This window comes from Numidum massiliense (genome assembly GCF_001375555.1).
GTDB lineage: Bacteria > Bacillota > Bacilli > Thermoactinomycetales > Novibacillaceae > Numidum > Numidum massiliense.
The window spans coordinates 100,258-123,591 of the sequence record NZ_CTDZ01000008.1 but is presented as its reverse complement, the minus strand read 5'-3'; the positions used below and the strand labels follow the sequence as shown (position 1 = coordinate 123,591).

Below are 23,334 nucleotides of genomic sequence, written 5' to 3'. Positions count from 1 at the left end.
TCCCCACGTGAACATATTTCGTGTAATAGACACCTCTTAGCCCCCACTCGCCATACGTGTACCGAGCCAGAAACCTACACCCGCAGCGGCAAACCCGAGCAACATAGACGCCGCGACGTACACGCAGGCGATACGGCGCTGGCCGCGTTGCCACAACGTCACTGTTTCCACAGAAAATGTGGAAAATGTCGTATAAGCTCCTAATCCTCCCGTCGCCAGTAAAAGCATCCACGCTTCACCTAGCTGCGCAGCAAGCGGCGTCAGTACACCGAGTGCGAACGAGCCAGACACGTTGACGAACGCCGTCGCAAGCGGAAAGAACCTCGTCCATTTTTTTGCCACTAATCGCCCGATCTCATAACGGAAGAGTGCCCCAAGTCCCCCTCCTAATGCAACGTATAACAGCGCCATACAGCTCACCCCTTTTTCTCACAATGGCTGTCATGCCTACCTGTTTGTCCTTGCTTCAAACACTGCAACTTTCGTTCTTCCGACAGCCGCATGGCACCGCTTGTCGCTATCTCTGTAGAAACGATCAACCACTTCCGCACCTGCAACCGCCTGTCGCGATCGACTGCTTACCTAGATTCCTCCACAGTGTGCCCTTTCCGTGTGACGCGAATGCCGCACCATGCGAACAACAGGCCACCAGCTACGCTGATTGCGGCGTACGCAGCGGCTAATACCCACGCCAGCGGTTCCGGTTGGCTGACGACTTGCAGTAACTCGACGTTGTACGTGGAAAAGGTAGTAAACGAGCCAATCATCCCCGTACTAATGCTTGTCTTGAGCGCTGGCGGAAGGTGCCAACGACGATCAGCCGCCGTTACAAACCACCCTAACAAAAAACACCCGCTCCAATTGGCCACAAGCGTACCGAACGGGAAAAGGAAGTTTCCGTCGGTGTTTATGGATGTGATCGTCATGTATGTTAAAAAGTAACGCAGCAATGCACCAATCGCACCGCCGATCGCCACCCCGATGTAGGGCACGTCATACAACTCCTTCAGCTTTCCCCTTTTGCGGCTTTCCCCACACACCTGGATGAACGCATTATTTCAACTCCATGTGCTTATCGTTCGCCACGCAAAAGTTGTAATCCTGCAACGATTTTTATAGTAAAGCAACAATTACCGTATGGTTTACGGCGAATAACACCGTTAATACTCCCATTGACAGGCCACTAAGACCTATCATCACACCGATCCGCTGTTCGAGAATTTGCGATTTCGACGTGACAACGATACTTCCGACGATCGCTCCAATAAAATAAGCGGCATTAATAAATCCCCAAACGTCACTACCTTGATTGAGTACGACTGTGGTAAAAGAAAGTAACAACGCGGATGTCCATACCGTATTCGCCATTCCTTCGAACGTGTTCATAAGCGTAATACCTTGCCAACAATAGACAGGATCATCGCCTTCTTTTTGCAGAAATTCACAATCTGTACACATTGCCACCAGTATAGCATACTGTCGGACAGTTGATTTGCCAACCCAAGCGCCTTTTCTTATAAGCTAATGTTATAACGCCATAAGAATACAATATTTATCTTGCTGTTTGGTTAATGGTAGAATAATTTAAAATATCTCCTAAACCCTTTTTGTGACTTATCACTAAAGTGCAGGAGGGCTTGCGTTTGCAACCGATTATTGGAGTAACATCTTCCATACGTGAAGAAAGGTTGGCAGTCACCGGACAAACTAATGTTAAAGCGATTACATGGGCAGGGGGTGTGCCGTTAATTTTGCCTAACTTGATGGACAAACAGTCGGTTTACCGAATCGCAGATCTCCTCGACGGTTTGCTCCTTACGGGAGGAATCGACATCGACCCGACATTGTTCGGAGAAGAACCTCATCCGCACTTAGGGGAAGTATCCCCAGAAAGAGATCAGTTCGAATCGATGATCATCAAGCGCATGATGGCACTTGACAAACCGATACTCGGAATTTGCCGTGGATGTCAAATATTAAATGTGACCGCGGGTGGCGATATGTACCAAGATATATACGCACAAATTGAGCATCCGCTACTGCAACACCGACAAGTGGCACCAAAGTACCACCGCTCACACTTTATCGATGTATGTGAAGGATCCCTCCTACACCAGATTAGCGGTTCCTTGCGCTATAAAGTGAATAGCTATCACCACCAGGCTGTTCGCACAATGGCAGACGGGTTCGAAGTATGTGCGCGTTCCTCCGATGGGGTCGTCGAGGCATTTGCTAGTGTCATGCATCGTTTTGTCATGGGTGTTCAATGGCATCCGGAGTACTTAATAAAAAAAGGAGATGCTTATTCCGAAAAATTGTTGACAGCGTTTATACAGACTTGTTCGGGGTCATTCAGTGGACAGCTTCCTGTGACGGGTAAGAAGGAGGTTTAAATCATACACAAAATGAAAGCAATTTTATGATGTTCTTTAGCTATAGCCGTCCTATTATTTGGGTGTAGTCCTAATCAACCCTCAGCACAGCCGTATAAAAAAACGACTCACTACTGGCGTAGCGAGTTAAGTTCGTACCATATTATAATGTCAGATTCAAAAGTCGCATTATCATGCAGCAACTTAATTCAAGTGCGTGCGTTTGCCCGTTTCGATGTACACGACGCTCTCGGCAATGTTCGTCGCATGGTCGGCGATCCGCTCTACATGGCCGGCGACGAAAGCGAGTTGCGTCGCCGCTTCCATGAACTCACTGTGCGCCACCGCGTGTGCGACGAGTTCTTGCACGATTTGTGCGAACAAGCGGTCGACATCGTCGTCTTTACTCGCCATGTGCCGCGCCAATCGCGTGTTACCGTCGATAAAGCTGTTAATGCCGTCGTGTACCATCTCTTGCGCTAACCGCGCCATACGCGGAATATCTTCCAGCGGTTTGAACAGCGTTAAGTTTTTATCTACGAACAGCACGGCGATTTCGGCGATGTTTTGTGCCAAATCGGCCATCCGTTCCATATCGGAAGCGATGTAGAGCGCCGCAATGACGCGCCGCAAATCTTTCGCCACGGGCTGCTGAGTGGCAATCAACTTCGTTACCATCTCATCGACTTGCTCTTCCAACTGATCGATGGCGCCATCTTTTTCGATGACGGCTTGCGCTTGTTGCCGGTCGCGCTTTTGCAAGGAAACGATCGATTCGTGGATTGCCACTTCAACGCGCTCACCCATCGTCAGTAGCAATTGTTTTAACTCCTTTAGTTCACTGTCGAACACTTTTCGCGGCACATCACTCACCCTTTCTAAAAATGTATTAACCAAACCGCCCAGTAATGTAGTCTTCCGTTTCTTGGCGCGACGGGTTGGAAAATATGGTGGCCGTGTCATCGTACTCGAGCAACTGACCGTTTAAAAATAAGGCGGTGCGATCCGAGATGCGCGCCGCTTGCTGCATGTTGTGCGTCACGATGACAATACTGTAGCGGGTGCGCAATGTTTGTAGCAGTTCTTCGATTTTTTGCGTCGACACTGGGTCGAGGGCGGATGTCGGTTCATCCATCAAAATGATGTCCGGTTCGATGGCCAACGTGCGCGCGATGCAAAGCCGCTGCTGCTGCCCGCCAGACAAGCCCGCTGCAGACGCCGACAACCGGTCTTTTACTTCGTCCCACAAGGCGGCCTGCGCAAGGCTCCGTTCGACAATCGCGTCGAGCGTCCTTTTCTTGCGAATCCCGTGAATGCGTGGTCCGTAGGCGACATTGTCGTAAATGCTCTTCGGGAACGGGGTCGGGTGTTGAAACACCATGCCGACCGTTTTGCGCAACTGTTCCACTTCAACGTCGTCGCGGTATATGTCCCGCTCCCGCACGCGCACGTCACCTTCGATTTTCACTCCGGGAATCATGTCGTTCATGCGGTTAATCGTGCGCAAAAATGTCGACTTCCCGCAGCCGGACGGGCCGATGAGCGCAGTGATGCCCTTTTCCCCGATTGCCATATGAATGTCGAACAGCGCTTGCTGCTCCCCGTAATATAAATTCAAACCGTTTATTTCAACGACTGGCTGTGTCACGGCGTCTCCTCCTTAACCGAACCGACCGGAAATGTAGTCTTCCGTCTGTTTTTGTGCCGGACGAGTAAACAGTTTCTCTGTCTGGTCGTATTCGACGACGCGTCCGTGCATGAAAAAAGCGGTGTAGTCAGACACGCGCGACGCTTGCTGCATATTGTGCGTGACGATGACGATGCAGTACGAGTCGCGCAATTCGTCGATGAGTGCTTCGATTTTCGCCGTAGACAGCGGGTCGAGCGCCGAGGCCGGTTCGTCGAGCAACAGCACTTGCGGGTTCATCGCCAACGTGCGCGCAATGCACAGCCGCTGCTGCTGCCCACCGGACAAGTCGAGCGCCGATTGGTACAGCCGCCCCTTTACTTCGTCCCACAACGCCGCTTTGCGCAAGCTACTTTCCACGAGGTCGTCAAGGACTGACTTTTTTTTCATACCGTGCTGGCGCGGCCCATAGGCGACGTTGTCGTAAATGGACTTCGGAAACGGGTTCGGCGCTTGGAACACCATGCCAATCCGCTTGCGCAGTTCGACGACGTCGACGCGCGGCTGCAATAAATTAATCCCTTCGTACCATACTTCACCTGTCACGCGCGCCTGCGGGATTAAGTCGTTCATCCGGTTCAACGCGCGCAAATACGTCGACTTACCACAACCGGACGGGCCGATGAGCGCCGTCACGGCACCTTTGTAAAAAGGGAGCGACACGTTCTCGACTGCACGCTTGTCGCCGTAAAATACGCTTAGCTGCTCAGTGCGGACAGTTGGCTGATCGTGTAACACCTGTCGCTTCCGCTCCCCCTCCGAAGGTTGCTGCACCGCCTGTAGTTTTCGCTGCGCCAGCGGGTTTAGCTGATGCTGCGGCTTATACTGCACTCGAGGTTTCTCCTGTGTCGGAGGCGTCAGTGGCTCCCGCAGTATTGGCGCTTTCTGCTGTGTCACCTGTTTATGCGATAGTGGCTTCTCTAGTATCCGCGGTTTCCGCTGTGTCATCTGTTTCAGCGGCATCGGCCGTTTCTCTTGCACCTGACGACTTTTCTTCTCCAGCTCTTCTGGCGCCTCACTCCCGCAGTCAGTGCGCACACCCGGCCAATCGGGACGCTGCTCGTCTTTTGGCGCTGTTTCGACTAACGACATGACTACAACCTCCTCTATTGTATGGGCAACTTCATGTAACACCCATGGTGGATCACTCGGATAACGCTCACGATGGATCACTCGGACGATTAACGAATTACCCCACGTTACCGCACATGTTTCGAAGCGGTCAGCTTCCGCTGCAAGGCGCGGCCGAACGCGCGCGCCCCCAAGTTGTACACGAGCACGGCAACGACGAGTATGAGCGATGCCCCGGCTTGAATGTCGGCGACATCCGGCTGCAGCCCTTCACTGTTAATTTTCCAAATGTGCACCGCGAGCGTCTCTGCCGGCCGGAATGGATTGAGCGGTGAGCGCGGATCGGTAAAGCTCCACGATGTAAAATCGAGCGGCGGCGAGGAAAGGCCCGCAGTAAAAATTAACGCCGCCGCTTCGCCGAACACGCGTCCAGAGGCGAGAATCGTACCGGTCATGATACCAGGCAGGGCGGCCGGTAAGATAACTGATTTGATCGTCGCCCAATGCGTGACGCCGAGTGCCATACTCCCTTGTTTTAGCGCTGGGGGCACGGAACGAATCGCGTCTTCAAACACGCGTACCATGATCGGTAAATTAAATACTGCGAGTGCACACGCCCCGCCGATCAGTGTGTAGCCCCAACCCGTTAACGTGACGAAGGCGAGTAAGCCGAACATCCCGACGACGATAGACGGCATCGAGGCCAACACTTCGATCGCTGTGCGCAACGTGTCCGTCACCTTCCCTGGCTTGGCGTACTCCGCCATGTAAATTGCGCCCCCGAGGCCGAGCGGCACCGTAATGAGTAACGTCAACACGAGCAAATAGAGCGAGTTAAACAGTTGTGGCCCGATCCCGCCACCCGCCTTAAACGTCTCCGGACCACTCGTCAAAAACTGCCACGAAATGTGCCCGATGCCGTTCACAAAAATATAACCAATCATGCCGAATAAAATCGTAACTAACGCCGCGACGAGCAACATAATGACAACCGTCGCCACCTTGTCTGCCAAACGTCGATTGACCATTACACGTTCCTCCTCTTCGCTAAGAAGCGGATCAGTAACACGAGCAACAGTGTCACTAACAATAAGATGAACGCCATCGACCAGAGGGCGTTATTGTACGCTGACCCCGGGATGGTGTGCCCGACTTCTAACGTGAGGATACTCGTCAGCGTGTGCGCCGTATCGACGAGTGACTGCGGGAACGCCTTCGAGTTGCCGATGACCATTTGTACCGCCAATGCTTCGCCGAAAGCTCGCGCCAACCCGAGCACAATCGCCGTCAGCAGTCCGGGGAGTGCGGCGGGAAGTAGTGTGCGGTAAATCGTCTGCCAGCGCGTCGCCCCGAGCGCATAAGATGCTTCGCGCAACCCGCGCGGGATCGCGCTGAGCGCATCGGTAGACAAACTCGTCACGGTCGGCAGGATCATAACGGTAAGCACGATGACACCCGCGAGCAAACTAAATCCCGTCCCACCAAAATTGTGGCGAATAAACGGCACGACGACGGACAGCCCGATGAAGCCGTACACGACTGACGGGATGCCGCCGAGAATTTCTACTGCCGGCTGAATTATTTTTCGGCCCCACTTCGGCGCAATTTCTGTAGAAAAAAGCGCTGCGCCGATGCCCAGCGGGGCAGCGGTGCAGGCAGCGAGCAAACTGACGGTAAGGGAGCCAAAGATGAAGTTAAAGGCGCCGTACTTTCCTTCATTGCCCGACCATTCGGTTCCCGTCAGAAACTCCGATATACTAATCTTGTTAACGACAAAGGTAGAGAAACCTTTCGACGAAATAAAAATGATGAGGGCGATCGTCAACGCGATGATGGCGAAGGCGCCACACGATGTTAACACCTTCCCCCGCCGCTCCTGCCGCAAACTTTTACTGTTCGCTTTTAACAACAGCGGGTGATTGCCCTGTACCGCGGGCTCCGACGATTGTGTATGTTCATTCGCCACTAAAACCTCTCCTCGCATAACTAAATTTCCCGCCCTCTTTTTTTATCAGGAAATGAGTGTACGATTGTCTCTCTTAACCGAACACTCATTTTCGTTAGACATTCTTCACCTTAATTGAATCGTCCTACATTTATTGTCGGACATGTATCGTCTAACGCTTTGTCGGACATGTATCATCTTACGCTCATCTTCCTTCGAACACATCTTACCGAAAACATTATTCCTTCTTAATTACTTGCTTATTTCTCGCGAGCAGATTACTTCTTCTCAACCTTACCTTCCGCGTCGCGCTCCACTTTCATCTTCGTCACCGGCATGTAGCCCATTTCCGAGACGAGATTATTTTGTACGTCATCAGACAACATATAGTCGAGGAACTGTTTCGTCAGCCCTTCCGGTTCACCGTGTGTGTACATGTGCTGGTACGCCCACACCGAGTAGTCATTCGTAGCAATGTTGTCTTCAGTCGCTTCTACCCCGTCGATTTTTAACGCTTTGATGCTGTCATCCTGTAAGTAGGAAAGGGCCAAGTAACCGATCGCACCGGGCGTTTCGCTAATAATTTTTTGTACTGTACCTGAAGAATCTTCGGTAATCCCTTCCGCAGACTGTTCCCCTTTGAGCGCATACGTTTCGAAAGTTGCCCGCGTGCCGGAACTGTCGGGACGGTTGACGAGCGTAATTTTTTCATCGGCGCCGCCGAGTTCCTTCCAGTTTTTCACCTTACCCGTAAACACTTTGATTAAGTCGTCTTGTTTAATATCGTCAATGCCGACTTCCGGGTGCACCACCGCCGCCATCCCGACGACAGCTACTTTGTGGTCGACTAACTTGTCGGCAGGAATGTCATCTTTCTCTTCAGCAAAAACGTCAGAGTTCCCGATCGCCACTTGCTGTTCACTCACTTGGCTGAGCCCTGTTCCGCTACCGCCACCTTGGACGTTAATCGTCGCCTCGCTATGTTCTTTCATGTACGCATCGGCAGCTTCTTGCACGAGCGGCTGTAAAGCAGACGAACCAGAGGCGGTAATCGAATCAGCACCGGCCGCGTCTTTTTTATCTGTCTCCTCATTGCTCGCGTCGTCGCTGGCGTTTCCTTCGTTTCCACTATCGTTGTCGTTCGCTTGCCCCGCGGAACCTTCGGCGCTGCCGTCAGACCCCGCGTCCGAACTGTCCGCTTGGCCACACGCCGCTAAAACGCCGAATGCCAACACGCAAACCGCAAAAATGAGCCATACTCTCTTAGCTTTCACTAATGAGTCCCCCTTAAATGGTCGCAAGTGTAAAGTGTTAGCTCGTAAGCTACAATTCTCACTATAAGGGAGACGTTTTGTGCTAGCGTTAACGCATTGTTAAGAGATTGTAAATGTGTGCGGCGAATCATTCTCGTTGTTCTGAGTATTGACTCCAATAAAGATAACAGCCTATAATAATAGCAATTGGACGTTTTGCCCAATTCATCAAAATGTGTGACGCGGATAATTCTGCATACTTAGAGGTGGTGTCTATGTCTATGTCAACGATCGACAAGTTAAATAACCAAATTGGGAATGCCCAAGAGGCAATCTTTTCCATGCAGGCCGAACTGAATCAAAAAACAGCTGACCTCGAACGCCTAGAAATTTCTCGATCCCCAAATTGCATATTGCAAGCTGAGATCGACCAATAGAAATGATTCTGGGAGGATAACAGTGGGTACAATTGAACTTATCATTATGATTGTAGTTTATTTCCTAATAAGGAATTACAAGAAAGAGAGATCTTACATAAATACTGTTATTGAGATTGTAATATTTACTAGTATCATAGTTCAAATTGAACACCTTCACCCGGAGCAGAAGTTGATTTCCGACGGAATACTGGCTACATATCATTTCCAAGCCATATTAGCACTGAACCTTATTGCTTTTTCCCGTTCGGTAATCAAAAGTGGTCATTTCAAAAAGATCTCCTTGAAAAACAAGGTAGCCATTGTACTCCTTACGCTACTCACGACCTTCTGTGCCACGTATGCTATATATTACGGAGGTGATTGGCTAGCTAATTTCTTTATATTCACCCTTTCACGTATTATTGTTTATTTTTCCTATTTCGCATTTATACTTAAGTGTTTTTTAAAAGTGTACCACAAAGCATTGGAGTCTATTACTGATGGTATGATTGGCAGCATACAGCGGAAAGGAAAATAGCCGCCGCCCAGCCATGCCGTTAAGGTAAAAATCGCTTATGGGGATGTGTTGGAGGCGTACAGGCAGTTATTAAGCGATAATGTAAATGCAACAATAAAGCGATTGAAGAGCTGAGAAAAACTGATCAAGCACTCACGTCTTCCAAACAAGTACTGTAGTTGTTACATAGTGATTTCTCGAAGCTGAGACAAAACATGTTGTCATATACATAAGCGAGGATGGTGTTGATTATGAAAGAAGAGTAAGATTCGACATAAGTAAGGATGGGAAAGTCACACCTAAAGATTCGCATCATCACGATTCGCCTTAATCAGAGTGTAGAACAAATTGGTACCTATTGTCAAAGACCCGCCTAAGCGTTGACGGAAATTAAACCTACCTTTTTTATTTTGTTAATTATACGGAGGTGCTTATGTCTTATTTAGAATTCCAATTCACTTTTCTATTATTCGTGCTATTTATTTACTTTGATTCGATCGAGGGTGTTAATATATTAAAAAAAATACATGGTTGGAAAGGAGTAATGATTGTCCTTTTTATGGCTACGACTGTGATCGGCATAAGTAGTTTAATTTGCTATTTAGGAAATTGGATAGTAAGTGGTCTTTCTTACCCTCTCAAATTAGTCATATACTTACCTTTCGTGATACTGGCAGTCGCTTTTAGTGCTCATTTATTGCATAAGATTGTGACAAGAATGATTGGTGATACGATTGATCACAGACAAAAGGGTGGAAAGTGATGTCGCCCAGGCCCAGCCATGCGTTAAGGAGGGAACTATGAACTTTTATGATTTTTATTCGGTTTTATCGGTAGTCGTGTTCTGTGTCTTTTTTTCAGTGCATAATACAAGTAACACATTTATGGGAATACACGGAACAAAAAGAGCACTAGCTATCTCCGTCCACTTGGTTATCACAGTGGTTGGCTCAAGTTTTTTCATTTATTATGTAGGAAATTGGTTGGTACGTAGCTTTACAATCGAATTTTTTAAGCATGCTGTTTTCGTCCTTTTTACGCTATTTACAATCTACATTTTTATTAACTTACTTTATAGGGTAACTTATAAAGTTTTTAGAGGCAAACACGATTACACATAAGCGATGGAAATATTGTCCACGATCCACCAATGACGAACGAAGAAGGAGAACCCGGGGGGTCATACGATGCATATGTACGATTTCACTCAAATCAGCGAGGTCGGTGACACGCCACAGGATGAACAATAGTGGCTGTGTCACCATTTTCAACAGCCCCCCGCACCCGTTGATCACGCGTGAGCCGTAGGTTCAGTAAGTGTGGGCGGTTCGTTATTTCTTCCGCGGGAAGGTGCGTGGGAACGTCAGCCGGAACGTCGTGCCGATGCCGACAGTGCTTTCGACATCGATGGTCCCTTTTTGTACCTCGACTAAATGTTTCACGATAGCGAGGCCTAAGCCAGTCCCTCCCAGGGCGCGGGAGCGCGCTTTATCGACGCGGTAAAAACGTTCAAAAATGCGCGGCAAGTGCTCGGGCGGAATGCCTACTCCCGTGTCTGATACAGTGAGCTGCCACAGTGCACTGTTTACTGCCGTTTCACCGTTTGCTAACGTTTCAGCACCCTTTTCCGCTACACCGTCCGCTGCCGCTACACCGTCCGCGGCTGTTGCACCATTCGCGTCTGTTGCATTATTCCCTACTGTTGCACTATTGGCATCCCTTACACCGCCCGCGGCTGTTGCACTATTGGCAGCCCTTACACGGTTCGCTGCTGTTGCATCGTCCGCTACTGTCGCACGCTTCGCGGCCTTTACACGGTTCGCTACTGTTGCCTCCTCCGCCGCTGTCACCCCTTCCGGCGCTGGCGTCAACGCCACTTTAACCTCGCCGCCCTCTGGCGTATACGCGATGGCATTACTGACTAAATTGACGACGATTTGCCGCATACGGTCTTTATCCGCTTCTACCACGAGCTCTTCCGGTAGCGATAGCGAGAGCGTCAGCCCTGCCTGTTCCATTTGCCCTTGTAGCGACTGCGCACTGGAGCGGATGAGCGCACTCATGTCACACGTCTCTACCTTGAGCGACAACTCCCGCGACTCGATTTTGGACAAATCGAGAATGTCGCCGATCAAGCGGTACAAGCGCAAGCTCTCCTCGTGAATGATTTGCAAAAAGCTGCGGCACGTCTCCGCATCGTCCATCGCCCCGTCCAACAGCGTTTCCGCAAAGCCAATGACCGACGTTACTGGCGTCTTTAATTCGTGGGAGACGTTGGCGACAAAGTCGCGGCGCAACTGCTCCAACCGCCGCACCGCCGTCAAGTCGTGCAGGACGGCGACGACGCCGTCGATGTGCCCCGCTTCGTCTTTCAGCGGTGATAGACTCGCTTCCAAAATGCGTTCTTCCGGGGCGAATAAGTGAATTTCCTCGCGTACGCTCGCTCCGGTGCGGATGCACGCCGCCAGCTGCGGTCGCAAATCGAAGTAAGGGGCGAGAGCGGTATACGACTTACCGACGACATCGTCCGCAGAAAGGCGCAATAGCTGCTCGATCGCCGGATTCGTGAGAACGATTTTGAAAGTACCGTGTCGTTCGTCTGCCTGGGATGCATAACCCGCTTTTTTCCCGGAACTGGTGCCGATACTGTCTATTTCCTTAGCTGCATGACGCGTTATTTCTTCGGGTGTACCACGTGTTTCACGTGCGACTTCCCCTAGTGCACGACGCGTTATTTCCCCGGATGCACTGTTGTTTGCTCTTTTTTTCTCAAATGTGCCGTTCTCAACCTCCCAAGAAACGCCTTCTTTTACTTCGATCAGCAAGAGGCCGCTCGGCATCGTTTCAATGACGCTCTTTAGTCGCTGTTCACTGGCGCGGATCGTCTCCAACTGCCGCTGCAAACTAAACGATAAGTGCTCGATTGCGCGCGCCAGTTCACCGAGTTCGTCGCGGCGGTTCACTTCCACCCCATCGTGCGCGCCGGCGCGGCTAAAATCACCTTGCGTAATTTTGCGCGCGAGGCGCGTCATCGCTTCTAGAGGGCGGGTGATGCCGCGGGCGAACCACATACTTAACAGTGCCGCTGCTGCTGTCAACACGAGCAATCCCATAGCGAGGGCATAGACGAACTGCCGGCTCGCTTCGTGAATGCTCGCTAACGCTAGCGAGGCGCGCACGACACCGACAGTCCCACCGCCTCTTACGATCGGTAGAGCGATGTACATCTGTTCGTTCGCAATCGTCGCACTGTAGCGCACTGCTTTTCCTTCGTGTGCCTTGCTGTTTAAGGCTTGGCGAATCTCCGGACGGTCCCTGTGGTTACCCATGTCCCGCGGATTGTGGTGTGAATCGCCGAGTACCGTTCCGTCGGCGCGCACGAACGTCACGCGGGCGTCGAGTGCGGTGCCGACATGCACTGCCTGCTCCGTCATCGACTTCACGTCTTCCGTCCAAGCAACAGTCTTCGTAAGCAAGCGCACTTCTTGCGTCAACCGTTCCGACAAGGCGCCTGTATAGGCGTCGCCGATGAGTTGGTTCCCAAGCACGCCGAGTACGCCAACTGCCAGCCCGATTAACAGCAAAAAAGCGACGGTGAGACGGTTGCGGAACTTTTTCATTGTGCCGGGGGTCCTTCGAACTTATAGCCGATGCCGCGCACCGTTTTAATAAATTCCGGCTTGCGCGTGTTCGTTTCGATCTTCTCGCGCAAGTGGCTCACGTGCACGTCGACAATGCGCGTGTCGCCGACAAAATCGTAGTTCCACACTGCGTTAAGCAGTTGGTCGCGCGACAGGACTTTCCCGCGGTGCGTCGCCAAATAGACGAGTAACTCGAATTCCTTCGGGGTCAATTCGAGCCGTTCATCGCGCAAGTAGCATTCATACCCTTCTAAGTCGAGGATGAGCGGCCCGAAGGCGAGCTGCTCGTTCGGCGTGTCTTGTACGTGTGCCGCCCCTAGTCCCTCACCTTTTTGTGCCAGCAGGCGAAAGATCGCCTTCACGCGCGCTACGAGCTCCCGTGGGCTAAACGGTTTCGTCAAATAGTCGTCCGCACCTATTTCGAGGCCAAGCACTTTATCAAACTCATCGTCTTTCGCGGTCAACATGATGATCGGTACGTTCATTCCACCTTGCCGCAGCCGTTTACACACTTCTAACCCGTCGAGCTCGGGCAGCATCCAGTCCAACACGACGAGATCCGGTTTGTTCACGGCAACTTTTTCGAGCGCGGTTTGCCCGTCATCGGCTGTATCGACGGTGTAGCCCGCTTTTTCTAGATTATAAGCGACCAGTTTCACAATGGCTGGCTCATCGTCGACGACTAACACCCGCTTGTCCATGCAGTAGGTCTCCTCCCCGTTTCATTCACTGATCGATCGAGCATGCAGCACCGTAGCAGGTGAGTAGCAGATTGTATATGGCAACTAACAGATCAAAATTTCCGCTGCTGTTCTCGGTCTACGATTGGTGCGTATGAAATCCTGTCGAGCGCATTCAGATGTAAAATTTCAAATTCATCTTACCACATCCGACCGCAAAAAGAAAAACCCTTGCAACGTAAATTAGTTACAAGGGCGCCGTGAAGGAAGTAATGAAAATGAAAAACGTCCTTTTCAAGCCTTTTTTCCGCTACTCACTTCACGATGGCGAGCACTTTTTGAACCGATTCGGCCGACTTAGCGAGCAAGTCGCGCTCTTCGTCGGTTAAATCGAGTTCCAGCACTTTCTCGATGCCGTTGCCGCCGATGACCGTCGGTACGCCGAGGTACATGTCCTCAAAGCCGTATTCGCCTTCCAAGTAGGCGATGGCCGGTAAAATGCGCTTTTTGTCTTTCAACAGCGCCTCAGCCATTTCTACGAGCGAAGCTGCAGGCGCGTAGTACGCACTGCCGTTGCCGAGCAAGTTGACGATTTCGCCGCCACCTTTACGCGTGCGCTCGACAATCGCGTCCAACTCCTCTTTGGAGAGCAATTTTTCCAGCGGGATGCCGCCGGCGTACGAGTAGCGCAACATCGGTACCATGTCGTCGCCGTGTCCGCCTAAGACGAAACCGTTCACGTCTTCGACCGACACGTTCAACGCTTCGGCGACGAACGTGCGGAAGCGCGCCGTATCTAACACGCCCGATTGCCCGAACACGCGGTTTTTCGGGAAGCCGGACTCCTTGAACGCGGTGTACGTCATCGCGTCGGCCGGGTTAGACAACACTAAAATGTACGTGTCTGGCGAATGTTCGACGACCGATTTCGTGACCTGCTTCATAATGCCTGCGTTCGTGTTTACTAAGTCGTCGCGCGACATACCCGGCTTGCGGGCTACACCGGCAGTGATGATGACGAGGTCGGAATTGGCCGTGTGCTTGTAATCGCTCGTTCCGGTAATGCGGACGTCAACCCCTTGCACCGGGCACGATTCTAACATGTCCAGCGCTTTCCCTTTCGTCGGGTTTTCCAGCTGCGGGATGTCGACTAACACGACGTCCCCGAGTTCTTTTTGCGCGAGCATTAACGCTGTTGTCGCTCCCGTGAATCCAGCGCCGACGACTGATATTTTACGACGACTAAAAGCCATTGTTATCCCCCTCACACTATAGATTTTCGATGAGTTTGTCTGCGAACTGCGAGCACTTCAATTCCGTCGCGCCGTCCATTTGCCGCGCGAAGTCGTATGTCACAAACTTGTCCGCAATCGTGCGGTCCATTGAGTCGTAAATGAGCTTAGCTGCTTCTTGCCAACCGAGGTATTCCAACATGAGCACGCCGGACAGGATGAGCGAGCCAGGGTTTACTTTATCTTGTCCCGCATATTTCGGCGCAGTGCCGTGCGTCGCTTCGAACAGCGCCAAGTGGTCGGCGATGTTCGCCCCGGGGGCGATGCCGATGCCGCCGACTTGAGCCGCGAGCGCATCGGACAAGTAGTCGCCGTTCAAGTTCATCGTCGCGAGCACGTCAAATTCTTTCGGACGAAGCATAGCCAACTGGAACATAATGTCGGCGATCCGGTCTTTAATGACGACCGTACCTTCCGGTTGCTTGCCGTCGTACTTATTCCACAGCTCGTCTTCCGTAATCGTCACGTCGCCGAACCGTTCTTTCGCGACTTCGTAGCCCCACTGTTTAAACGCACCTTCGGTGAATTTCATAATGTTCCCTTTGTGTACGAGGGTTACGCTCTTACGGTTGTTTTGGATGGCGTGTTCGATCGCTTTCGCCACTAACCGCTTCGTGCCGAATTCGCTAATCGGTTTAATGCCGATCCCGGAAGCGTCGCGAATGTTCGCCTTTAATTCGGTTTTTAAAAAGTCGATGACTTTGTTCGCTTCCGCCGAGTTCGCTTCCCACTCGATGCCGGAGTAGACGTCTTCCGTGTTTTCCCGGAAAATGACCATATCCGTATCTTGTGGACGGGTGACTGGGGAGGGTACGCCTTGGAACCAGCGCACAGGGCGCACGCAGGCGTACAAGTCTAACTCCTGCCGCAGCGTCACGTTTAGGCTGCGAAAGCCGCCGCCGATCGGCGTCGTGAGCGGGCCTTTAATGGCGACAATGTATTCGCGGATCGCTTCCAGCGTATCTTCGGGCAACCACTCGCCGAACGTGTGATACGCTTTTTCACCAGCATAAATTTCGTACCAAGCGAGCTTCTTTTTCCCGCCGTACGCTTTTTCAACGGCACTGTCTAACACGCGCGAAGTGGCGGCCCAAATGTCCGGCCCTGTACCGTCCCCTTCGATAAACGGAATGATCGGCTGATCGGGCACGTTCAGTTTACCGTCCTCGATCGTAATCGGTTGTCCTTCAGTCGGCAAGTCGTATTTCTTAAAGTTAGCAGCCATTCGTCTCCTCCTAGCAATTAACGCACATAATTTCCTTACGAAATGGTGTTGCCCTACAGGCTGATTCGCTAGTGTCCCCTACCGAAGAGCGGGAGTGGTTATGGACGCTCGTTTAGCGGCACGTACGGCCGGTTGCCGTGTCCGACATACTCGGCACGGGGGCGAATGAGGCGGTTGTTGTCGTACTGCTCGAGTACGTGCGCCGTCCAGCCAGATACGCGGCTAATAGCAAAAATTGGCGTAAATAAATCGCGTTCAATGCCTAAGTACGTGTAGACGGACGCGGAATAAAAGTCGACATTCGGTTTAAGCCCTTTTTCCCCAGTGACGATTTGCTCGACCTTCGTCGACATATCGTACCACGTCGGGTTTTCAGTTAGTTCGGCGAGTTGCTTTGACATTTTTTGCAAATGCTTCGCCCGCGGGTCGCCATCTTTGTACACGCGGTGCCCGAAGCCCATAATCTTTTCCTTCGCTGCTAATTTTGCTTTAATCACTTCTTCGGCGCGATCGATCGATCCGATTTCTTCTAACAGCACCATCACTTGTTCGTTAGCGCCCCCGTGCAGCGGTCCTTTCAGTGTGCCGATCGCTGTCGTAATCGCGGAGTAAAGATCAGACAAGGTAGCGGTCGTGACGCGCGAGGCGAATGTGGAAGCATTTAACTCGTGATCGGCGTGCAGCACGAGCGCTTTATCAATGGCTTCAACGGCTGTAGAACTCGGCTCCTGGCCGTTTAACATGTACAAAAAGTTTTGTGCAAACGTATAACCTGCTTTCGGTTTCACATACTCGCGACCGTGGCGATAGTGGTTGAAGGCGGTGACGAGTGTCGGCATTTTCGCGGTGACGCGCAGCGCTTTGCGGAAATTAGCGTCGCGGGACAAATCTTCTGCTTCATCGTCGTATAGCGCTAAGGCGGACACTAAGCTTCTGAGAACGGCCATCGGATTGGCCGATTTGGGGTAAGACTTTATTTGGGTGACCATTTCTGCTGGAATATCGGCATTTTCGATTAACTGCGTGCGCAAGTCGTCGAGCTGGGCGCGGTTCGGCAGTTCGCCGTGCCACAACAAGTACAGCACTTCTTCAAACGAAGCGTGTTCAGCTAAACTGTCAATGTTAATCCCCCGATATGTAAGTACACCGTCAATAATGGAGCTTATACCCGATGTAACGGCGACAACACCTTCAAGTCCTTTAGTGGCAGTCATAATATCTCTCCTTTGATCAGAGGTTGTCCTACAATGCGTTCTGTTTCGTCGTTACTTGAATCGCCACAATATATTATAAGCCTTTTTTAACTTTTTGTGAATGGTTTATACCAGTCGTGTTAACTTGCCACATTAATTTTTCGATGCAAAACAATTTGTATACTTGCTGATAAAACGGTACAATGATAGTATTCCTCACCGAATCGCGCCCATACAAGCAAACAATGGCTTCGCAAAAAGCGTTGGCCAAATCTCTACACACATACTTTTCAACACATATCTTATGCATCGTGTAACGGCACCCTAAATCAAAAGAAGCATCCGTTTAAGGAGGGTCAGTGCCTTGAATCCCGACAGATTGGAGCAACTTTTTCAGACGCTCGGCATCATCTGGCGGACGCTGCTCGTCCTACTTGTCGTAGGCGGCAGTTTCGTTCTGTTACGCTACACGATCCCGTTAATTTACCCGTTTATCATCGCATGGCTCATCGCACTGGCGATTGAACCGTTTGTCCGCTTTTTGGAAAAGCGCTGCCACATTCCTCGCTGGGGCGGAACAACGCTGTCGCTGTTGTTTTTTTTAGGTGCCCTGTCAGCCCTCATTACGGTAGCCGTCATTCGCATCGTTAACGAATCGACGCGCCTCGTGCAGTTTATTCAAGCGAACATTAACACGTTCAGCGCAAGTGTCGCCGATTGGTTCAGCAACCGCGCCTCCGCTTTCACCCAACTGGAACAAGCGATTGAGCACTCACTCAAGCAGTTGCAACACTTGACCGGAGGCACCCAAGCCGTTCCGATTGCCGACAGTGTGCAAAAAAGTTTACAGTCGCTCGCCGAATTCATAACTGGCTTGATCACCGCCTTTATTTCCTTTTTGGGCAGCTTCTTGGGCAATTTACCGTTTATTCTCACCGTGCTCGTCGTCATCAGTTTGGGCAGTTTTTTTATTAGTAAAAACTGGCCAAAACTTCACGCGCACGGGCGGCGGTTATTGCCGAATGTCGTCCAAGATAGCGGTGGTGCTGTCATCACCGATTTAAAAAAGGCGCTTGTCGGCTTCGTCCGCGCCCAGTTGACACTCGTAACGTTGACGGCGATTATCGTGCTCGTCGGGCTCATGGTGCTACAGGTGAACTACGCCCTCACGTTAGCTCTCATTATCGGGTTCGTCGATTTGCTCCCTTACATCGGCGTCGGCGCGGTCATGATCCCGTGGGTCATCTACTTGTTCATCGCCGGTAACTATTCACTCGCCATCGGTCTGTCCGTACTATACACGGTCATCATCGTCGTACGGCAACTGCTGGAGCCTAAAGTATACGCCTCCAACATCGGGCTCGACCCCCTCGTCACACTCCTCGCCATTTTCGTTGGCCTACAACTGTTTGGCGTCCTCGGCCTGATCATCGGCCCGACGGCGATGGTCATCTTAAACGCCCTTTATCGGGCACGAGTCTTCCACGACACGTTCGCCTACATTGCCGGCGATAAAAAGACATAGCCGCAAGACGCGATACGAGCCTGACGACCAAACGGCAAACAATACCGCTGGCGAACGGTATCGGTGTAGCGGTGAAAGTCATCGCCATAGTGGCAATGTATCGCTGTAGCGAGCGTTGAACGGTGTCAATGTTGTCCTAGTAACGGCGAATGGTAATCACTTTTCCGTCGCGAATTAGTTTGTCCAACCAGTTTCGCAGCCACAGCTTGAGAAGGCCACGCGTAAACGGGATGACGAGGAAAAACCCGACGATGTCAGTGAAGAATCCTGGGGTCAAAAGCAACACTCCGCCCGCCAAAATGCATGCACCGTCCAAAATAGCTTCCCCCGGCAACTGCCCGCGTCCGATCTGCAGCTGCGCTAAGCGAATCACTTCGGTTCCTTGTCGCTTGGCGAGGTACCCGCCGAGCACACTCGTGGCGATTAGAGTGAGAATAGTCGGCAACGGCCCGATCCACTTACCGACTTGCAAAATCCCCCATATTTCGATAATCGGAATGACGATCAACGAAATGACGGCGATACGAAAAAACACGCGCTACACCTCTTTTGTCACTGAGTGACTACCCAGCTTAACGCTGTCTCCATTGTTGTTCTGCGGGATCTTCGCCCGCTAACAGGGCGTAAATGTGCGGCCATTTGCGCTTAAAATTGAAAGGCTTCATCGCTTGGTCGACCCACATGTGCAACGTGTGACCGACTGCTAGCAGTTTTCCGTCGTCGCGGACGACGCGGTAGTCGAAACGAACTTTAGCTGGCGTCAGTTCACCGACCGACGTTTCAATGCGAATGACGTCCTCAAAACGCGCGGGCGCTTTATACTGACAGTTTGCCTCAATAACCGGCAGGACTATCCCCTTTTCTTCTAACTCGCGGTAAGACGATCCCCGCTCACGTATGAGTGCCGTGCGCCCGACTTCAAACCAGACGAAGTAGTTGCTGTGGTAAACGACACCCATCTGATCGGTTTCTTGGTAACGCACGCGTACTTCTGTTAAAGAAACTTCGCTCACTTTTAATTAGACACCTCACGATTCGTTACACACAATCATCCGTTCGATCGCGATACGATTTTTTAGACACATCTTTTACATATCCTTCACAGCTCGTCCATAAAGCGCATCCAAACGCGCACATAAAGCTGATCGCCAGAGGTATAATACAAGTGAACGCACTGTTCATTAGTTAAAGTGTAGTCTTTTTGTCGACTTCCTTCAAGTGTATACGCGCTTTTTATCGTCAACCCGTTTACGATCGCTCCGTTCACGCGACCTGCTGCGGACGGTTCTTTGCCAAGCCCTCTCGTGCACAGCTGTGTACAGCCCCGTCCGCACGACCTACAGACGATACGTTTACGACCCATCCGCCTACAGCGTCTATTACCAAGCATCGCACACTGTTTCGCCATTGCACGCCGGAGTTCCACCTATCTGTTCACCCACTCCGGTGTTCCAGCACGCCGCTCCCGAAGCTTACGTTTAGCGACTAAGGAGGGATCTACTATGAAACTAAGCAAGCGCAAACGGCGGCGGAGAAGACTTCGCCGGTTAATTTTTCCTAAACTGCGAGTGATATAACTCGTGATCGACGATCGTATTCACCTTAGAAAAAACCGTATACGAGCTAGACGCGCGCAAATGGCACGGGCTCGTATACGGTATATTTTACTATAAAATTTTTGCCCGTCCAGAATAAATATGTCCGCGCGCTGCATCGACCGTGACAACCATGCCGTCTTGCAGAACACTTGTCGCCCGCTCGACGTCGACGATGACCGGAATGCCTAAGTTCAGCCCGACGATCGCCGCGTGGGACGTTAAGCCGCCTTCCTCGGCAATGACGGCTGCCGCCTCTTCAAACCACGCCATCATATCGCGGTCGGTCGCGGTCGTCACGATGATCGCGCCCTTCGTTGCCTTTTTGCGGTAGTCGTCCAACGTATTCGCGACGACGACGTTCCCCGTCACGATTTGTTGTCCGATCCCTTGCCCCTTTAACGTGACGTCGCCGACGACGTGTACTTTCATTAAGTTCGTCGTTCCGGAGCGACCGACGGGCACGCCCCCGGTAATGACGACGAGATCGCCGTGTGCGATGTAACCGTGTTTCACCGACGCATCTACCGCGTTCGTAAACATGTTATCTGTCGAGCGAACCGCATCCCCTTGCAACGGCGTGACGCCCCAGACGAGCGTCAGTTTCCGTTTGACCCTTTCGTGCGGCGTAACCGCGACAATGTCTGCGTGCGGGCGATACTTCGAAACCATGCGCGCCGTATAGCCACTTTCCGTCGAGGTAATGATTGCCGTACAGTCTAAATCGTGGGAAACGGTCACGATCGCCTGACTAATCGAATCGGTGATCGTCACGTGTTTCTCTTCTTGCCACCGCCGTAAAAAGTGACTGTACTGCAACCCTTCTTCCGTACGTGTAGCGATGCGCGCCATCGTTTCCACCGCTTGGATTGGATATTTCCCCGCCGCGGTTTCCCCCGACAACATGACCGCATCGGTCCCGTCAAAAATGGCGTTCGCGACGTCACTCGCTTCGGCGCGCGTCGGGCGCGGGTTGCGCTCCATCGAATCGAGCATTTGCGTCGCTGTAATGACCGGTTTGTTGAACTTGTTGCACAGCGTAATCATATCTTTTTGCACGAGCGGGACTTCTTCGGCCGGTATTTCGACGCCTAAATCGCCGCGTGCGACCATTAAGCCGTCAGACACTTCGAGGATTTCCTCTAAATTCGCGACTCCTTCGTGGTTTTCGATTTTAGAGATGATGTCGATGTCGGCACCGTGTTCTTCCAACAACTTGCGGATTTCAAGCACGTCACTCGCTTTACGCACGAACGACGCGGCGATGAAGTCGACGCCTTGCTCAATACCGAACAAAATATCTGCGGCATCTTTCTCGGTAATGCCCGGCAGTTGGACACTCACCCCGGGGACGTTGACTCCTTTGCGGCTTTTTAACGTTCCACCGTTTAAAATTTTACACGTTATTTCGGTACCGTTAATCTCCCGCACTTCGAGCTCGATGAGTCCGTCGTCAATTAACACCGTCGCACCGACTGTCAGGTCGCCAGCCAGCCCTTCGTACGACACGCTGACGCGTGCGGCGTCACCTAAAATTTGTTCCGTCGTCAACACGATTTGCTTGCCGCTTTCCAGTTCGACGGCCGGTTCTTGCAAGTCGCCTGTCCGAATTTCCGGGCCTTTCGTATCTAATAAAATAGCGACCGTTTTACCCGTCTCGCGAGCTGCCTGCCTGATGCGGGCGATCCGCTGCGCGTGTTCCTCGTGGTTCCCGTGGGAAAAATTCAATCGGCAAACGTTACAGCCTGCTTGCAGCAATTGTTTAAGTACGTTTAAATCCTCGCTCGCAGGGCCGATCGTGCATACGATTTTTGTTTTACGCACACTGTCTCCTCCTCGTACGTTAACTTATATCGCCAAAACGCCGGCTAATTCGTACATCGAGAGATCGATGTTATGTTTGTGGTTGATCGCTTCCTCAATATCGACACTGACGATCTCTTTGCCGCGAATGCCAACCATCTTCCGCTCTTGGCCCTCTAACAGTAAGTCGACGGCCTTAGCGCCCATACGACTGGCCAATACGCGGTCTAGTGCGGTCGGCGACCCACCGCGCTGCAAGTGGCCGAGCACGGTGACCCGCGTCTCAAAGCCAGTCATTTCTTTAATTTTTTCGCCGATCGTAAATCCGCTACCTACCCCTTCGGCAACGAGTATTATGCTATGTTTCTTCCCGCGCTTATGGCCACGTTTTAAGCGCTCGACGAGCTCGTCCATCTCAAACGCCTGCTCCGGAATTAAGATCGATTCCGCACCACCTGACAGACCAGCCCACAGTGCGATATCACCAGCGTCTCGTCCCATCACTTCGATGACGTACGTACGCTCGTGAGAAGTCGCGGTATCGCGTATTTTATCGATCGCCTCGATCGCTGTATTGACAGCCGTGTCGAAGCCGATCGTAAAGTCGGTGCAGGCGATGTCGTTGTCGATCGTTCCCGGCACGCCGATCACTTTCATCCCGCGATCCGCGAGATGCAACGCGCCGCGAAACGAGCCGTCGCCCCCAATGACGACGAGGCCGTCGATCCCTCGTTTGGCCAAGTTCGCGTACGCACGGTCTTGTCCTTCCTTCGTACGGTACTCGTCGGATCGGGCACTGTACAGCATCGTGCCGCCGCGGTGAATGATGTCGCCGACCGATCCTAAATCCATCTGCTTAAAGTTGTCGTTCATCAGCCCGTGGTACCCGCGATAAATACCCCAAACGTCGCATCCGCAATAAACAGCCTTACGTACGACGGCGCGTACAGCCGCGTTCATACCTGGCGCGTCCCCGCCACTTGTCAATACGGCAATGCGCTTCATCGTTTATTACCTCCTCGAACGGATATTTCCCCCTCATGGACACTTTTCGTCCCTCCGGGACACGATTTAGTCCTTAAGGACTGTTCCGCCCTTAAGGACGTTTCTTTGATA

At 51.7% G+C, this 23,334-nt stretch carries 20 protein-coding genes and 2 pseudogenes; 3 read left to right on the top strand and 19 right to left on the bottom strand.

Annotated elements, in window-relative coordinates; all coding sequences use genetic code 11:
- Positions 1-36: 36 nt before the first annotated feature.
- The 3 genes from crcB to BN1247_RS00700 all read right to left on the bottom strand — a co-directional run bounded on the left by crcB (position 37) and on the right by BN1247_RS00700 (position 1,386).
- Positions 37-411, bottom strand: coding sequence for a fluoride efflux transporter CrcB (crcB, locus tag BN1247_RS00710; RefSeq protein ID WP_054948644.1), 375 nt, complete (start codon positions 409-411; stop codon positions 37-39).
- A 167-nt stretch (positions 412-578) separates the two neighbouring features.
- Entirely contained in the window at positions 579-992 is a 414-nt protein-coding gene (locus tag BN1247_RS00705; RefSeq protein WP_054948643.1) for a fluoride efflux transporter FluC, read from the bottom strand.
- A gap of 121 nt (positions 993-1,113) precedes the next feature.
- Positions 1,114-1,386, bottom strand: a complete 273-nt coding sequence (locus BN1247_RS00700) for an MFS transporter (protein ID WP_147675145.1) — start codon at positions 1,384-1,386, stop codon at positions 1,114-1,116.
- Between the two features lie 257 nt (positions 1,387-1,643).
- On the opposite strand from BN1247_RS00700, the gene BN1247_RS00695 reads away from it, so the two are divergent.
- A complete protein-coding gene (locus tag BN1247_RS00695; RefSeq protein WP_054948641.1) occupies positions 1,644-2,393 on the top strand; it encodes a gamma-glutamyl-gamma-aminobutyrate hydrolase family protein in 750 nt (249 codons plus the stop codon).
- Positions 2,394-2,576: 183 nt separating this feature from the next.
- Here the strand turns inward: BN1247_RS00695 and phoU are convergent, their stop codons facing one another.
- The 6 genes from phoU to BN1247_RS00665 all read right to left on the bottom strand — a co-directional run bounded on the left by phoU (position 2,577) and on the right by BN1247_RS00665 (position 8,349).
- Complete coding sequence (gene phoU, locus BN1247_RS00690) at positions 2,577-3,236, bottom strand: phosphate signaling complex protein PhoU (protein WP_074011017.1); 660 nt, start codon at positions 3,234-3,236, stop codon at positions 2,577-2,579.
- 25 nt (positions 3,237-3,261) lie between these two features.
- The gene (gene pstB / locus BN1247_RS00685; RefSeq protein WP_054948640.1) at positions 3,262-4,020 is read right to left on the bottom strand and encodes a phosphate ABC transporter ATP-binding protein PstB; all 759 of its coding nucleotides are present in this window, start codon (positions 4,018-4,020) and stop codon (positions 3,262-3,264) included.
- 12 nt (positions 4,021-4,032) lie between these two features.
- Complete coding sequence (gene pstB / locus BN1247_RS00680; RefSeq protein ID WP_231633059.1) at positions 4,033-4,797, bottom strand: phosphate ABC transporter ATP-binding protein PstB; 765 nt, start codon at positions 4,795-4,797, stop codon at positions 4,033-4,035.
- 461 nt (positions 4,798-5,258) lie between these two features.
- Entirely contained in the window at positions 5,259-6,158 is a 900-nt protein-coding gene (gene pstA, locus BN1247_RS00675) for a phosphate ABC transporter permease PstA (RefSeq protein WP_054948639.1), read from the bottom strand.
- Positions 6,158-7,114 carry a phosphate ABC transporter permease subunit PstC gene (pstC, locus tag BN1247_RS00670; RefSeq protein WP_082415722.1) on the bottom strand — a complete coding sequence of 319 codons (957 nt, stop codon included), beginning with the start codon at positions 7,112-7,114 and terminating at the stop codon, positions 6,158-6,160. The genes pstA and pstC overlap by 1 nt, the downstream gene beginning before the upstream one ends.
- 239 nt (positions 7,115-7,353) lie before the next feature.
- Complete coding sequence (locus tag BN1247_RS00665; protein WP_054948638.1) at positions 7,354-8,349, bottom strand: phosphate ABC transporter substrate-binding protein; 996 nt, start codon at positions 8,347-8,349, stop codon at positions 7,354-7,356.
- A 254-nt stretch (positions 8,350-8,603) separates the two neighbouring features.
- Here BN1247_RS00665 and BN1247_RS17525 point away from each other — a divergent pair, with 254 nt between their 5' ends.
- Positions 8,604-8,765 (top strand): hypothetical protein, encoded by a 162-nt coding sequence (locus tag BN1247_RS17525; RefSeq protein ID WP_157360839.1) that lies wholly within the window; start codon positions 8,604-8,606, stop codon positions 8,763-8,765.
- Positions 8,766-10,595: 1,830 nt separating this feature from the next.
- Here BN1247_RS17525 and BN1247_RS18625 read toward each other — a convergent pair.
- The 6 genes and pseudogenes from BN1247_RS18625 to BN1247_RS00625 all read right to left on the bottom strand — a co-directional run.
- Positions 10,596-11,582: pseudogene (locus BN1247_RS18625) on the bottom strand (sensor histidine kinase); the annotation flags it as partial.
- Between the two features lie 39 nt (positions 11,583-11,621).
- Positions 11,622-12,884 (bottom strand): annotated as a pseudogene (locus tag BN1247_RS18620) (HAMP domain-containing protein); the annotation flags it as partial.
- Positions 12,881-13,606, bottom strand: coding sequence for a response regulator transcription factor (locus BN1247_RS00640; protein ID WP_054948633.1), 726 nt, complete (start codon positions 13,604-13,606; stop codon positions 12,881-12,883). The pseudogene BN1247_RS18620 and the gene BN1247_RS00640, both read right to left, overlap by 4 nt.
- Before the next feature lie 293 nt (positions 13,607-13,899).
- Complete coding sequence (gene mdh / locus BN1247_RS00635; protein WP_054948632.1) at positions 13,900-14,838, bottom strand: malate dehydrogenase; 939 nt, start codon at positions 14,836-14,838, stop codon at positions 13,900-13,902.
- A gap of 16 nt (positions 14,839-14,854) precedes the next feature.
- Positions 14,855-16,102, bottom strand: a complete 1,248-nt coding sequence (gene icd / locus BN1247_RS00630) for an isocitrate dehydrogenase (NADP(+)) (RefSeq protein WP_054948631.1) — start codon at positions 16,100-16,102, stop codon at positions 14,855-14,857.
- 98 nt (positions 16,103-16,200) lie between these two features.
- Positions 16,201-17,316, bottom strand: a complete 1,116-nt coding sequence (locus BN1247_RS00625; protein ID WP_054948630.1) for a citrate/2-methylcitrate synthase — start codon at positions 17,314-17,316, stop codon at positions 16,201-16,203.
- Between the two features lie 343 nt (positions 17,317-17,659).
- Here BN1247_RS00625 and ytvI point away from each other — a divergent pair, with 343 nt between their 5' ends.
- Entirely contained in the window at positions 17,660-18,820 is a 1,161-nt protein-coding gene (gene ytvI, locus BN1247_RS00615; RefSeq protein WP_054948628.1) for a sporulation integral membrane protein YtvI, read from the top strand.
- 136 nt (positions 18,821-18,956) lie between these two features.
- Here the strand turns inward: ytvI and BN1247_RS00610 are convergent, their stop codons facing one another.
- The 4 genes from BN1247_RS00610 to pfkA all read right to left on the bottom strand — a co-directional run bounded on the left by BN1247_RS00610 (position 18,957) and on the right by pfkA (position 23,223).
- Positions 18,957-19,355 (bottom strand): FxsA family protein, encoded by a 399-nt coding sequence (locus tag BN1247_RS00610; RefSeq protein WP_054948627.1) that lies wholly within the window; start codon positions 19,353-19,355, stop codon positions 18,957-18,959.
- Positions 19,356-19,392: 37 nt separating this feature from the next.
- Entirely contained in the window at positions 19,393-19,833 is a 441-nt protein-coding gene (locus BN1247_RS00605; RefSeq protein WP_074011016.1) for an acyl-CoA thioesterase, read from the bottom strand.
- Positions 19,834-20,487: 654 nt separating this feature from the next.
- Positions 20,488-22,239 carry a pyruvate kinase gene (pyk, locus tag BN1247_RS00600; protein ID WP_054948626.1) on the bottom strand — a complete coding sequence of 584 codons (1,752 nt, stop codon included), beginning with the start codon at positions 22,237-22,239 and terminating at the stop codon, positions 20,488-20,490.
- A gap of 24 nt (positions 22,240-22,263) precedes the next feature.
- Positions 22,264-23,223 carry a 6-phosphofructokinase gene (gene pfkA / locus BN1247_RS00595; protein WP_054948625.1) on the bottom strand — a complete coding sequence of 320 codons (960 nt, stop codon included), beginning with the start codon at positions 23,221-23,223 and terminating at the stop codon, positions 22,264-22,266.
- Between the last annotated feature and the right edge of the window lie 111 nt (positions 23,224-23,334).

What these genes read in the sequence shown, in the direction of transcription:
- crcB (WP_054948644.1), bottom strand. Translation starts at nt 411, where the DNA reads ATGGCGCTGTTATACGTTGCATTAGGAGGGGGACTTGGGGCACTCTTC.
- pstC (WP_082415722.1), bottom strand. Translation starts at nt 7,114, where the DNA reads ATGCGAGGAGAGGTTTTAGTGGCGAATGAACATACACAATCGTCGGAG.
- BN1247_RS17525 (WP_157360839.1), top strand. Translation starts at nt 8,604, where the DNA reads ATGTCTATGTCAACGATCGACAAGTTAAATAACCAAATTGGGAATGCC.
- pfkA (WP_054948625.1), bottom strand. Translation starts at nt 23,223, where the DNA reads ATGAAGCGCATTGCCGTATTGACAAGTGGCGGGGACGCGCCAGGTATG.
- icd (WP_054948631.1), bottom strand. Translation starts at nt 16,102, where the DNA reads ATGGCTGCTAACTTTAAGAAATACGACTTGCCGACTGAAGGACAACCG.
- pstA (WP_054948639.1), bottom strand. Translation starts at nt 6,158, where the DNA reads ATGGTCAATCGACGTTTGGCAGACAAGGTGGCGACGGTTGTCATTATG.
- BN1247_RS00640 (WP_054948633.1), bottom strand. Translation starts at nt 13,606, where the DNA reads ATGGACAAGCGGGTGTTAGTCGTCGACGATGAGCCAGCCATTGTGAAA.
- BN1247_RS00625 (WP_054948630.1), bottom strand. Translation starts at nt 17,316, where the DNA reads ATGACTGCCACTAAAGGACTTGAAGGTGTTGTCGCCGTTACATCGGGT.
- BN1247_RS00700 (WP_147675145.1), bottom strand. Translation starts at nt 1,386, where the DNA reads ATGAACACGTTCGAAGGAATGGCGAATACGGTATGGACATCCGCGTTG.
- mdh (WP_054948632.1), bottom strand. Translation starts at nt 14,838, where the DNA reads ATGGCTTTTAGTCGTCGTAAAATATCAGTCGTCGGCGCTGGATTCACG.